Genomic DNA, 12,228 nt, shown 5'->3' with positions numbered 1-12,228 from the left:
CCTCCCGGCGGATGGGAGACTGGAGCACGTGGCAACCGTGACCCCGCCGCGCGGCATGCGCGACTTCCTCCCCGCCGAGAAGGCCCGCCGCGAACGCGTGCTCGCCGTCATCCGCGATCGCTACCGTGCCCACGGGTTCGACGAGATCGAGACCCCCGTGATGGAGGACTACGCGCGACTGCACTCGGGCATCGGCGGTGACAACGAGAAGCTCGCCTACAACGTTCTCAAGCGCGGGCTCGACGCGGACGCCATCCGAGCGGCGGCCGAGGATCCTTCGGCCCTCACCGACCTCGGCCTGCGCTACGACCTCACCGTGCCGCTCGCGCGCTTCTACGCGAGCCACCGGGGCGAGCTGCCCGGTGTCTTCCGCGCGATCCAGGTGGCGCCGGTGTGGCGCGCGGAGCGCCCGCAGAAAGGCCGCTACCGCCAGTTCGTGCAGTGCGACATCGACATCATCGGCGATGCCTCGTCGCGGGCTGAGGCCGAGCTCATCGCGGCCACCCTCGATGCCGTCGACGCCCTCGGCCTGGATGGTGCCTCGGTGCGCATCAATGACCGACGGGCACTCGAGTGGATGCTCGAGAGCTTCGGTTTCGCTGCGGATGAGCGCCCCGGTGTGCTGATCACGATCGACAAGCTGGACAAGATCGGGCACGACGGAGTGGTCGCCGAGCTGCGGGAGCGGGGCGCCTCGCCCGGCGCCGTCGACGCGTTCGAGGCGTTCACCCGCCGCCCCATGACCCTGGAGTACCACCCGTACGGCGAGCGCCAGATCCGCAAGGCGCTTCCGCAGGGGATCCCGGCGGAGATCGTCGACCACTTGGTGGGCATCGGCGAGGCCGTCGCAGCGGCACGGCCGTCCGCCGGGTCCGTGGGCCTGTCGGCGGGCGACGGCATCCCTCTCGTCTTCGACCCCTTCCTCGTTCGCGGCATGGGCTACTACACCGGCACGATCTTCGAGCTGGCACACCCGAGCGTGTCGTACTCGCTGGGCGGCGGCGGTCGCTACGACGGGATGATCGGTCGGTTCCTCGGCTCGGACGTTCCCGCCGTGGGGTTCTCGCTCGGGTTCGAGCGTCTCGTCGACCTGCTCGATGCGGGCGCCGAAGCCGCCGGCGACGCCGTCGTGCTGGTGTACGACCGCGACGTGCCGGTGGCCGAGCTGATGACGCACAAGGCACGTCTCGTGGCAGGCGGCTCGCGGGTGCGCGTGGAGCCGCGCACGAAGAACCTGAAGGCGCTGCTCGAGCGGGCGGCATCCGATGGATACTCGTCGTTCGGCACGCTGAGCGCCGGCACCGACGCGGTCGAAGTGCGGCCCCTCGCCTGACTGAACCGCCGAGGTCGTGGCGCGGGCGCTGACCCGGCCCTTCTCGCGCACGTAGACCGCGCGGCGGACGCGGGCGACCACGTCCCCGTCGCGGTCTCTGTGATCTCCGTCTCGTACAACGTCGCTCTTCATGGAGAGGGCCCGAAACTGTTCTACTTGTTATAGAATAGTGGCGTGCTCATTCGCATCGACCCCGACAGCGACGTCGCCCTCTTCGCGCAGGTCGCCGCCTCCGTCAGGGCGGATGCCGCGGCCGGCCGAATGCGCCCGGGTGACCGCCTCCCGGCCGCCCGAGAGGTCGCCGGAGCGCTCGGCATCAATCTGCACACGGTCCTGCGCGCTTACCAGGAGCTGCGCGACGAAGGGCTCGTGGACATGCGCCGAGGGCGCGGCGCCGTCTTGACGGAGGCGGCCATCCCCCTCGCCGAGCTGCACCGCGAGATCCTCGCCCTCGCGATCCACGCGCACGCCCTCGGCCTCGCCCCCGACACCCTTGCCTCACTCGTCCTGCAGACCGCCAGAGAAGGAGCCCGCCCGTGACGACCGACCACCGTCCCGACCGCAACGCCGACCGAGCGGCCGGCCGCTTCGCGCTGGTCGCCGTGCTCCTGCCGGCATGGTCGATCATCGCCGCGCTCGTCATCCAGCTCGCAGCCCTCCCCTCGCTGCCCGATCCTGCGGCGACGCACTGGGGTGCCTCGGGCGGCCCGGACGGCTTCGGTCCCAGCTGGATCTTCCCGCTGCTGACGGTTCTGCTCGGGCTCGGCGTACCGGCATTGATCGCCGCCGCCTTGCTGCCGGGACTCCGCCGCGGCGAGCGTGGACCGACCTACCGATTCATGGGGGCATTCGCGCTGGGTCTGGCGGTGTTTCTGGCGGTGGGCCTCACGGGTGCGGTGCTCATGCAGGCCGGCCTCGCGGACGCCGCGGATGCTCCGGCGGTCTGGCCGGCGCTGCTCTTGGCGGCCGGTCTGGGAGCGCTCGCTGGCATCGCCGGCTGGTTCCTGCAGCCGCACCAGGAATGGCCGCTCCCACGCGGGACGCTCTCGACCCTCGACCTCGCACCGGGGGAACGCGCCGTGTGGCTGTCCACGACGTCGCTCAGCCTGGGTGCGGCGGCCGGCATCGGGCTGGCCGTCGTCGCCCTCGTCGGCACCGCGGTGGTGGTCTGGCTCTCCGGAGGGGTGCTGGTCGCTGTCGTGGTGACTCTCGCCGCGGCCCTCGTCGCAGGGCTCGCCGCGACTACCATCGCGTTCCACCTGCGCGTCGATGACGCGGGACTCACCGCCCGCTCGGCGCTGGGGTGGCCCGTGTTCCGCGTGCCGCTGACGGACATCGCCTCCGCGTCGGCAGTGCAGGTCAATCCGATGGGCGAGTTCGGCGGATGGGGACTGCGCTTCGCCCCCGGCCGCTTCGGCATCGTGCTGCGGGCGGGCGAAGGGGTCGAGATCCTGCGCGCCAACGGCAAGCGGGTCGTGGTGACGGCCGACGATGCGACGACCGGTGCCGCCCTCCTGCAGACTCTGGCGAGCCAGCGGGCTTGACGCCGAACCTCCTCACGGGTTGGCTGGCCGCATGGCCGAGCCCACCCCCGAGAACTGGCAGCGCGCAGACGAGTACCTCGCCGACACGCTGGTCGGCCACGACCCGGCGCTCGAAGCCGTGCTCGCCTCGCAACGGCGGCAGGGGCTCCCCTCCATCGAGGTGGCGCCGGTATCCGGCAAGCTGCTGAACCTCCTCGTGCGCATCTCCGGGGCGCGGCGCGTGCTCGAGATCGGGACGCTCGGCGGCTACTCCACGATCTGGATGGCGCGAGGAGTGGGCGCGGAGGGCCAGGTCGTCACGATCGAGGCGGAACCCCGCAACGCCGAGATCGCCCGGGGCAACGTCGACGCCGCCGGGGTGGGCCAGCGCGTCGACATCCTCATCGGCCGAGCGGCGGAGGTGCTGCCCTCGCTGGAGGGCACGGCACCCTTCGACTTCGTCTTCGTCGACGCCGACAAGGAGTCGAACACGGTGTACCTGGACTGGGCGGCCCGACTCGGGCGGGCGGGCACGGTGATCGTGCTCGACAACGTGGGGCGGGCGGGCGAGATCGCGAACAGCGGGTCGACCGACTCGATGGTGCGCGGCACGCGCGACGCTCTCGAGATGCTCGGGTCCGATCCGCGGTTCGACGCCACGGCGCTGCAGACGGTCGGCGTCAAGGGGTGGGACGGCGTGGCGGTCGCGCTGGTCGTATGACGGCGCCGCCGCGCGACACGTGGTCGCCTCGAGCCCCATGCCGCGGCATCCGCGTCGCTAGACTGGCCGCGGATCGACGACGCTCCACGCACCATCCACTGAGCAAGGAGTTTTCCCCGTGGCATTGATCGAGGCAGTAGGCGCACGCGAGATCCTGGATTCGCGCGGTAACCCGACGGTCGAAGTGGAGGTGCTCCTCGACGACGGAATCGTGCAGCGGGCCGCCGTCCCCTCCGGCGCGTCGACCGGGGCCTTCGAGGCCTACGAGCTGCGGGACGGAGACAAGACCCGCTACAGCGGCAAGGGCGTGCTGAAGGCCGTCGCCGCGGTGATCGACGAGCTCGGCCCCGCACTCGAGGGCATCGAGGCGAGCGAGCAGCGTATCGTCGACGAGATCCTCGTCGAGGTCGACGGCACCGAGAACAAGGGGCGCGTCGGCGCCAACGCCATCCTCGGCGTGAGCCTGGCCGTCGCCAAGGCGGCCGCCGACTCCGCCGATCTGCCGCTCTTCCGCTACCTGGGCGGGCCCAACGCACACGTGCTCCCCGTGCCGCTGTTCAACGTCATCAACGGCGGCTCGCACGCCGACAACGGCATCGACATGCAGGAGTTCTTCCTCGCGCCGATCGGGGCCGAGACGTTCGCCGAGTCGCTCCGCTGGGGCACAGAGGTCTACCACGTGCTGAAGGGCGAGCTGCTGAGCGCCGGCTACGCCACCGGCCTGGGCGACGAGGGCGGCTTCGCCCCCGACCTGAAGAGCAACCGCGAGGGCCTCGACTTCCTCATCCGGGCCATCGAGAAGGCCGGCTTCACGCCCGGCACCGAGATCGCGCTGGGCATGGATGTCGCAGCCACCGAGTTCTTCAAGGACGGCTCGTACGTCTTCGAGGGCAAGAACTGGACCGCCGAGCAGCTCACCGACTACTACGTCGAACTGGCGAACGCCTACCCGATCATCACCATCGAGGACGCCCTCGCCGAAGACGACTGGGACAGCTGGAAGCACCTGACCGAGAAGCTCGGATCGAAGATCCAGCTCGTCGGCGACGACCTGTTCGTCACCAACCCGGTACGCCTCGCGGACGGCATCAAGCGGGGCGTCGCCAACTCGCTCCTCGTGAAGGTCAACCAGATCGGCACGCTGTCCGAGACGCTGGATGCCGTGGACCTGGCCCACCGCTCCGGCTACACGACGATGTTCTCGCACCGCTCGGGTGAGACCGAGGACACCACGATCGCCGATCTGGCCGTCGCGACGAACTCGGGTCAGATCAAGAGCGGCGCGCCCGCTCGGAGCGAGCGCGTCGCGAAATACAATCAACTCCTGCGCATCGAAGAGGAACTGGGAGACGCCGCGGTGTTCGCCGGGCGTTCCGCCTTCAAGCGCTACGAGGGCTGAGCTCGCACACGCATTCCGAGAGGGGGGAGTCATGGCCAAGACCACGGCTCCCCCCTCCGCTGTGTCCGGCGGTTCGCGGACGCCGGGACGGGCACCCGGCGCGGAGCGCCGTCAGGTCGATGTGCGCGCGTGGCTCGGCGGCATCCGGCTGTCCGGCTTCATGGTGATCATGCTGGGACTGGTCGTGCTCGCGACGTTCGTGCTGGTGCCGACGTTCGGCACGTACCTCGACCAGCAGCAGCAGATCGAGGCGCTCGAGCAGTCGGTGCAGGCGAGCCGCGAGGAGGTTGCCGAGCTCGAAGCCGAGAGCGACCGCTGGAAGGATCCGGCGTACATCACCACGCAGGCCAGGGAGCGTCTCTATTACGTGCGTCCGGGAGAGGTCGTCTACCTCGTCGACAACGACCTCGAGGCGGCACTCGTGCCGCAGGAACCCGATCCCATCAGCGACGAGGTCGCCGAGACGCGCACCGACTGGATGGCGCAGCTCGTGCGGTCCGTGACGTCGGCGGGCATGGCGGATGTGATCCGCGCACCGACGATCGGGGTGCCGGACCCCGCACCGAGCACGACACCCGCGCCCTGACCCAGCGGCATCTCAGCGGGCGCCGGTAGCCTTAAGACGTGACGACCCCTCCCTTCGCGCGACCGAGCGCCCGCGATCTCGACGTCGTCTCCGCTCAGCTGGGGCGCCCCGCCCGTGGCGTGATCGGCATAGCCGCCCGGTGCGCGTGCGGCAACCCCACGGTGGTCGCCACCTCTCCGCGTCTGCCCGACGGCACGCCGTTCCCGACCTTCTACTACCTGACCCACCCGGCGGCGACGGCGGCGATGTCGGCGCTCGAGGCCACGCAGGTGATGAACGAGTTCAACGACGAGCTCGGTGACGACGAAGACCTCCGCGCCGCCTACGCCCGGGCCCACGACGCCTACCTCCGCGACCGCGCCGGATTCGGCGAGGTGTCGGAGATCGACGGCATCTCGGCCGGCGGCATGCCGAACCGGGTGAAGTGCCTGCACGCGCTGGCGGGACACGCGCTCGCGGCCGGTCCCGGCGTCAACCCGATCGGCGATGCGGCGCTCGTCCGCGGAACGTGGTCGCCGCAGCGATGCGAATGCGCAGAGCCGGGGTCGGCCGGATGACCCGGGTCCTGCGCGCGGCCGTCGTGGCGGTGGCCGCCGCCGCGATGTTCGTGCTGACCGCCGCGGCACCGCCGCCACCCGTGCCCGAGGACCCGAACGATCCGGTGCGCAAGGCGGAGTACTGGCTCGATTCCTACGGCATCCGGAACGCGTGGCAGACGACGCGCGGCGCCGGCGTGCGCATCGCCGTCATCGACACCGGCATCGCCGAGGGACCCATCGAGTTCGAGGGCGCCGTCGTCGGCGGCACCGACGTCTCCGGGATCGGCTCCAACGACGGGCGCACACCTATCGGCGCGGTGGATCGCAGCCACGGCAGCTGGGTCGGCTCCCTCGCCGCGGGGCGCGGCAACGGCACCGGCGGCGGCATGATCGGCGTGGCGCCCGAGGCCGATCTGCTGTCCGTCTCGGTCGGGTTCGGCGCATCGGCGCCGGTGGGCTTCAGCGAGCAGATCGCGGATGCCGTCGTGTGGGCCGTCGACAACGGCGCCGACGTCATCAACCTGTCCCTGACGACCAACACCCTCGACTGGGACGAGAGCTGGGACGACGCGTTCCTGTACGCGTTCGAGAAGGACGTCGTGGTCGTGGTCGCCGCCGGCAACCGGGGGAGCGGCACGACGGCGGTCGGCGCGCCTGCCACCATCCCGGGCGTGCTTACGGTCGCGGGGGTCGATCCGACCGGCGCAGCGAGCCTGGAGGCGTCGACCCAGGGAATCGTGATCGGCGTGTCGGCTCCGAGCGAGGGGCTGCTCGGCGTCTCGGCTGACGGGCGCCTCGTCACCTGGAGCGGTACGAGCGGTGCGGCGCCGATCGTCGCGGGGATCGCGGCGCTCGTGCGAGCCGCGCATCCCTCCCTGGATGCGTCGAATGTGATCAACAGGATCATCGCCACCGCTCGTCCGGCCGCCGGCTCCACCACGGTTCCCGACCCGCTGTACGGCTACGGCCTGGTGGATGCGGGGGCCGCCGTCACGGCCGACGTGCCGCGCGTCGACGAGAACCCCATGGGCAGCCTCGCCGAGTGGGTCCGCCTCTACCGCCGCGCCGACTCCGCTCCGCAGGCTGCGCCGTCGGCGGCGCCGGTGGAGGTGCCGCCGCTTCCCGCGCCCGACCCGCCGTCGGAGGACGCATCCGCGCTTCTGCCGTCCGAGGACACCCTGCTCTACGGGACGCTGCCTCTGCTCGCCCTCACGGTGCCTGCTATCCTTATCGGGCTCGGCGTCACCGCTGCTGCCCGGCGCATTCGATTGGCGCGCGCAACCCGCACGCCGAGCCAAGATCCTCTCAAGGAGTAGCCTCACCGTGCCCAAGATCCTCATTGTCGGTGGCGGATATGCCGGTTTCTACACCGCGTGGAAGCTCGAGAAGCACCTGCGCAAGGGTGAAGCCGAAGTCACGATCGTCGACCCGCTGCCTTACATGACCTACCAGCCGTTCCTCCCCGAGGTCGCCGCCGGTTCCATCGAGGCGCGCCATTCCGTGGTCGCCCTCCGCCGTCACCTGAAGAGGACGACGGTCATCACCGCCAAGGTGACCGGCATCGACCACGCGCACAAGACGGCCACCATCACGCCGCCCGATGGCGCGCCGTGGCAGCAGGAGTACGACCACATCGTCGTCACCGCCGGCGCCGTGTCGCGCACCTTCCCCATTCCCGGCATCGCCGACAACGCGATCGGGCTGAAGACGATCGAGGAGGCCGTCGCGATCCGAGACCGCCTGCTGACCAACTTCGACCGGGCGGCCCTGCTTCCCCCGGGACCCGAGCGCGACCGCCTGCTGACCGTCGTCGTGGTCGGCGGCGGCTTCGCCGGCATCGAGGTCTTCGCAGAGCTGCGCTCCTTCGCCTCTGGGCTTCTCAAGCACTACCCGCAGCTCACCTTCGAGGACACGCACTTCCACCTCATCGAGGCGATGGGCCGCATCATGCCCGAGGTCTCGCTGAAGACGAGCGAGTGGGTGCTGAAGGACCTCGCCAAGCGCGGCGCCTACATCCACCTCGACACGCAGGTGCAGGGTGCGATCGACGGCAACATCGAGCTGTCGACGGGTGAGACGATCCCGAGCGACCTGATCATCTGGACCGCCGGTGTCATGGCCAACCCCACGGTGGTGCGCGGGGGCGACCTTCCCGTCGAAGAGCGGGGTCGCATCGCCACCCGTGCCGACCTGCGCGTCGGCACCGAGGACGAGATCGTCGAGGGGGCGTGGGCCGCCGGTGACGTCTCCGCCGTTCCCGACCTGTCCGGAGGCGGCGTCGGCGGGTACTGCGTGCCCAACGCGCAGCACGCGGTCCGCCAGGCGAAGCTGCTCGCGAAGAACCTCACTGCGGTGCTTCGCGGCGAACTTCCCCGCGAGTACGTGCACAAGAACATCGGCGCCGTCGCCGGCCTCGGTCTCTATGACGGCGTGTTCCAGTCCGGCAACCTCGCGCTCAAGGGCCTTATCGCCTGGGTGGCGCACCGCGGCTACCACGGTCTCGCGATGCCCACGTGGGAGCGCAAGTTCCGGGTGCTGTCGGGCTGGTGGAACAACCTCTGGCTCGGCCGCGACATCGTGACGCTGCAGGCCGTGCAGAACCCGCGCTACGTCTTCGAGGAATTCGCGGCGCGGCCGCGCCCCGCGCAGCCGAAGGTTCCGGAGGCGCCCGAGGAGGCGCCCAAGACCGAGGCGCCCGTCAAGCAGACCGCGGCGGCCCGCTAGCCCGGGCCTCAGGTCGGGCCCCCGTAGCCCAACCGGCAGAGGCAGGCGACTTAAACTCGCTTCAGTCCGGGTTCGAATCCCGGCGGGGGTACCCCCGGATCACGGCCCGTCGGCGGTGATGGATGGCGTCGGCGCACGCTTCGGTCGGCGCGTGCAGTCGCCGGTCCTCGCGCGGCCCTAGGCTGGGCTCCGTGCTCGATCTGACCGCCCCCGCCACCGCCGCCCCGGTTCCTGGATGGAGCGACCCGGCGGCGTGGTGGGGCCGACTGACGACGGCCACCAGCGCCCTGTCCGCGCCCGTCGCGGTCATCGACAACGATGCCCTGCGGTACAACGCGCTCGACCTGCTGGTGCGGGCCGGCGGCGTGCCGATCCGGGTGGCCAGCAAGTCGATCCGGGTGCGCGAGGTGCTGGATGCCACGCTGCGTCTGCCCGGCTATCGCGGCATCCTCGCCTTCACGCTCCCGGAGGCGCTCTGGCTTGCGGAGACCTACGAAGACATCGTGGTGGGATACCCGACGGCCGACCGCGCGGCACTCGCACGGCTCCTCATCCACGACCGCGCGGCGGCACGGGTGACCCTGATGATCGATGACCTCGCGCAGCTCGATCTGATCGACGCGATCGCGGCGCCGGGACGGCGCGCGAAGGTGCGGGTCGCGATCGATGCCGACGCCTCGTGGCGCGCTCCCGGCCTCGGGCACATCGGCGTGCGCCGCTCGCCGCTGTTCACTCCTGGCGAGGTCGCCGCGTTCGCGCGCCGCGTCGTCGACCGCGCCGGCTTCACGCTGGTCGGCCTGATGATGTACGAGGCCCAGATCGCCGGTCAGCCCGACGACACCGGCTCCGGCGATGGCGTGATCCGCTGGATCCAGCGCCGCTCGCGCGAGGAGCTGCTCACGCGCCGGTCCGCCATCGTCGAAGGCGTCCGCCGCATCGCTCCCCTCGAGTTCGTCAACGGCGGCGGCACCGGCTCCCTGGAGTACACGGCCGGAGACCCCGCCGTCACCGAGCTCACCGCCGGCAGCGGACTGCTGGGCGGACATCTCTTCGACGGCTACCGTGCGTTCGATCCCGCACCGGCCGCCGCTTTCGCACTCGATGTCGTCCGAAAGCCCCTGCCCGACGTGGCGACGGTGCTGGGCGGCGGATGGATCGCCTCCGGGCCCCCCGTGGCGTCGCGCCAGCCGCTTCCGGTCTGGCCGGCCGGCCTCAAGACGCTGCCCCGAGAGGGTGCCGGCGAAGTGCAGACACCGCTGCAGGGGCCGGCGGCGCGACGCCTCGCGGTGGGGGACAGGGTCTGGTTCCGTCACGCAAAGAGCGGGGAGCTGTCAGAACGCGTCGACGCCTTTCACCTCGTCGAAGGCGATCACGTCGTGCGAGAGCTTCCCACCTACCGCGGCGAAGGGCGGGCGTTCCTGTGACGCGCCCCGGCGGCACGTGGGAGAACTGGGGTCGCACCGCGAAGGTGAGGCCGCGGAGCGTGGAGACGCCGGCGACCGTCGACGCGGTGCAGCGGGCGGTGCAGGCCGCGGGTGCACGCGGTACCCGGCTGAAGGCCGTCGGCGCCGGTCACAGCTTCACCGGCATCGCGTTGGCACCGCGAGTCCTCCTCGACCTCTCGGACCTCACTGGGCTGGTGGAGGTTGATACGGAGCGCTTGCGCGTCCGCCTGCTCGCGGGAACCCGCCTGCACCGGATTCCTGCTCTGCTGGCGCCACACGGCCTCGCGATGCCCAACCTCGGTGATATCGACCGCCAATCGATCTCCGGGCCATCTCCACGGGCACGCACGGCACGGGCGCCCGGTTCGGCGGCATCAGCACCCAGGTCGTCGGTGCGACGCTGGTGACGGCGGATGCCGCGCTCCTGACGGTCGATGAGACCCAGAACGCCGATCTGCTGCCCGCGGTCGCTCTCGGGCTCGGCGCCCTCGGCATCCTGGTCGATGTCACCCTGCAGTGCGTGCCGGCCTTCGTGCTGCACGCCGTGGAGCACCCGGAACCGCTCGACGACGTGCTCGCGAACATGCTCTCGCGCGCGGCCCAGGCCGATCACTTCGAGTTCTACTGGTTCCCGCACACCGACGTCGCCCTGACGAAGACGAACACCCGCCTTCCGGAGAGCGCCGTGCGGCTGCCTCTTCCGCGCGTCGGCCAATGGATCGACGAGGCGGTGCTCTCCAACGGGCTGTACCGGGTCGCCTGCGGGCTCGGAGCGGTCGCGCCGTTCATCGTCCCTCCCATCAGCCGCCTCGCCGTGCGGCTCACCGGGGACCGTGAGTACACCGATGTCTCCACGCGGGTCTTCACCCAGAGCCGCACCGTGCGCTTCCGCGAGATGGAATACGCGCTGCCGGTCGAGAACGTGGGCGCAGCGTTCACCGAGATGCGTGCGCTCATCAGCCGACGAGGGTGGAAGATCTCCTTCCCGGTCGAGGTGCGCTTCGCCGCCGCGGACGACTTGTGGCTCTCGACGGCGCACGGTCGCGCCACGGCGTACATCGCGGTGCACCGCTACTGGCGGGAGAACCCCACCGAGTACTTCGAAGCGGTGGAGCGGATCATGCTCGCACATGACGGGCGCCCGCACTGGGGCAAGATGCACACTCTGGATGCCGAGGCGCTGCGCACGCGATATCCCAGGTTCGACGACTTCGTCGCGCTGCGCGATCGGCTCGACCCGTCGCGCATGTTCGCGAATCACTACCTCGAACGGGTGCTGGGGCGGTGACGGCCCGGCTCTGCCGCTGAGAAGCACCCGCGCATCCGGTGCCTCGCAGAGAGCCGCGGCTAGGATGATGAGGATCATCTCGAAGGGAGTCCGTGGCTATGTGGGAATGGCTCATTCCGGTTCTTATCGTGGTCGCGCTCGTCGTGATCGCCGGCGTTTACCTGTGGGCGACGTACAACTCGCTCGTGCAGCTCAACGTCCGGGTGGACGAGGCCTGGAGCGATATCAGCGTGCAGATGAAGCGAAGAGCCGACCTGATCCCGCAGCTCATAGAAACGGTGAAGGGCTACGCGGCCCATGAGAAGGCGGTCTTCGAGAACGTCACGCGAGCCCGAGCAGAGACCCTCACCGCCGCCGGACCCGCCGAAGCCGGCGTGGCGGAGGGACACCTGCAGCAAGCGCTGAAGAGCCTCTTCGCGGTGGCCGAGGCGTACCCGCAGCTGCAGGCGAGCCAGAACTTCCTGCAGCTGCAGCACTCGATCGTCGACACCGAAGACAAGATCCAGGCGTCCCGCCGTTTCTACAACGGCGGCGTACGAGAGCTGAACACGAAGATCAAGATCTTTCCGAACAACCTCTTCGCTCGCAATCTCGGGTTCCAGGAACGCGAGTTCTTCGAGGTCATCGACGGCGCGGCCATCTCCGAACCCCCGCGCGTGCAGTTCTGATC

13 protein-coding genes and 1 tRNA gene are annotated in these 12,228 nt (G+C 70.4%); all 14 read left to right on the top strand.

Annotated elements, in window-relative coordinates:
- The first annotated feature begins 28 nt into the window (after nucleotides 1-28).
- Nucleotides 29-1,333, top strand: coding sequence for a histidine--tRNA ligase (gene hisS / locus ACPW96_RS09790; protein ID WP_425882882.1), 1,305 nt, complete (start codon nucleotides 29-31; stop codon nucleotides 1,331-1,333).
- Between the two features lie 174 nt (nucleotides 1,334-1,507).
- On the top strand, nucleotides 1,508-1,873 hold the full coding sequence (locus ACPW96_RS09785; RefSeq protein WP_425820095.1) for a GntR family transcriptional regulator: 366 nt from the start codon (nucleotides 1,508-1,510) through the stop codon (nucleotides 1,871-1,873).
- On the top strand, nucleotides 1,870-2,877 hold the full coding sequence (locus ACPW96_RS09780; RefSeq protein ID WP_425882881.1) for a DUF1648 domain-containing protein: 1,008 nt from the start codon (nucleotides 1,870-1,872) through the stop codon (nucleotides 2,875-2,877). Before ACPW96_RS09785 ends, ACPW96_RS09780 begins: the two co-directional genes overlap by 4 nt.
- A gap of 31 nt (nucleotides 2,878-2,908) precedes the next feature.
- Nucleotides 2,909-3,577, top strand: a complete 669-nt coding sequence (locus tag ACPW96_RS09775; protein ID WP_425820097.1) for an O-methyltransferase — start codon at nucleotides 2,909-2,911, stop codon at nucleotides 3,575-3,577.
- Nucleotides 3,578-3,695: 118 nt separating this feature from the next.
- Nucleotides 3,696-4,976, top strand: coding sequence for a phosphopyruvate hydratase (gene eno / locus ACPW96_RS09770; RefSeq protein ID WP_425820098.1), 1,281 nt, complete (start codon nucleotides 3,696-3,698; stop codon nucleotides 4,974-4,976).
- Between the two features lie 31 nt (nucleotides 4,977-5,007).
- Complete coding sequence (locus tag ACPW96_RS09765) at nucleotides 5,008-5,562, top strand: FtsB family cell division protein (RefSeq protein WP_425882880.1); 555 nt, start codon at nucleotides 5,008-5,010, stop codon at nucleotides 5,560-5,562.
- A 38-nt stretch (nucleotides 5,563-5,600) separates the two neighbouring features.
- On the top strand, nucleotides 5,601-6,119 hold the full coding sequence (locus ACPW96_RS09760) for a DUF501 domain-containing protein (RefSeq protein ID WP_425882879.1): 519 nt from the start codon (nucleotides 5,601-5,603) through the stop codon (nucleotides 6,117-6,119).
- On the top strand, nucleotides 6,116-7,417 hold the full coding sequence (locus tag ACPW96_RS09755) for a S8 family serine peptidase (protein ID WP_425882878.1): 1,302 nt from the start codon (nucleotides 6,116-6,118) through the stop codon (nucleotides 7,415-7,417). The genes ACPW96_RS09760 and ACPW96_RS09755 overlap by 4 nt, the downstream gene beginning before the upstream one ends.
- 7 nt (nucleotides 7,418-7,424) lie before the next feature.
- Complete coding sequence (locus tag ACPW96_RS09750) at nucleotides 7,425-8,825, top strand: NAD(P)/FAD-dependent oxidoreductase (RefSeq protein ID WP_425820102.1); 1,401 nt, start codon at nucleotides 7,425-7,427, stop codon at nucleotides 8,823-8,825.
- 17 nt (nucleotides 8,826-8,842) lie between these two features.
- A tRNA-Leu gene (locus ACPW96_RS09745) sits at nucleotides 8,843-8,916 on the top strand.
- A 175-nt stretch (nucleotides 8,917-9,091) separates the two neighbouring features.
- Complete coding sequence (locus tag ACPW96_RS09740) at nucleotides 9,092-10,249, top strand: alanine racemase (RefSeq protein ID WP_425882964.1); 1,158 nt, start codon at nucleotides 9,092-9,094, stop codon at nucleotides 10,247-10,249.
- Nucleotides 10,246-10,677 carry an FAD-binding protein gene (locus tag ACPW96_RS09735; protein ID WP_425882877.1) on the top strand — a complete coding sequence of 144 codons (432 nt, stop codon included), beginning with the start codon at nucleotides 10,246-10,248 and terminating at the stop codon, nucleotides 10,675-10,677. The genes ACPW96_RS09740 and ACPW96_RS09735 overlap by 4 nt, the downstream gene beginning before the upstream one ends.
- Nucleotides 10,587-11,558, top strand: a complete 972-nt coding sequence (locus ACPW96_RS09730; protein WP_425882962.1) for a D-arabinono-1,4-lactone oxidase — start codon at nucleotides 10,587-10,589, stop codon at nucleotides 11,556-11,558. The genes ACPW96_RS09735 and ACPW96_RS09730 overlap by 91 nt, the downstream gene beginning before the upstream one ends.
- A gap of 98 nt (nucleotides 11,559-11,656) precedes the next feature.
- Nucleotides 11,657-12,226 (top strand): LemA family protein, encoded by a 570-nt coding sequence (locus ACPW96_RS09725; RefSeq protein ID WP_425820565.1) that lies wholly within the window; start codon nucleotides 11,657-11,659, stop codon nucleotides 12,224-12,226.
- Nucleotides 12,227-12,228 lie beyond the last annotated feature (2 nt).

It is taken from the genome of Micromonospora sp. DT81.3 (genome assembly GCF_049847225.1).
GTDB lineage: Bacteria > Actinomycetota > Actinomycetes > Actinomycetales > Microbacteriaceae > Microbacterium.
The sequence above is the reverse complement of the archived record's forward strand: the minus strand, read 5'-3'. Positions and strand labels throughout refer to the sequence as shown.

Bases quoted from the DNA above. Each gene is read 5' to 3' on its own strand.
- ACPW96_RS09775 (WP_425820097.1), top strand. From the start codon at position 2,909: ATGGCCGAGCCCACCCCCGAGAACTGGCAGCGCGCAGACGAGTACCTC.
- ACPW96_RS09765 (WP_425882880.1), top strand. From the start codon at position 5,008: ATGGCCAAGACCACGGCTCCCCCCTCCGCTGTGTCCGGCGGTTCGCGG.
- ACPW96_RS09755 (WP_425882878.1), top strand. From the start codon at position 6,116: ATGACCCGGGTCCTGCGCGCGGCCGTCGTGGCGGTGGCCGCCGCCGCG.
- ACPW96_RS09725 (WP_425820565.1), top strand. From the start codon at position 11,657: ATGTGGGAATGGCTCATTCCGGTTCTTATCGTGGTCGCGCTCGTCGTG.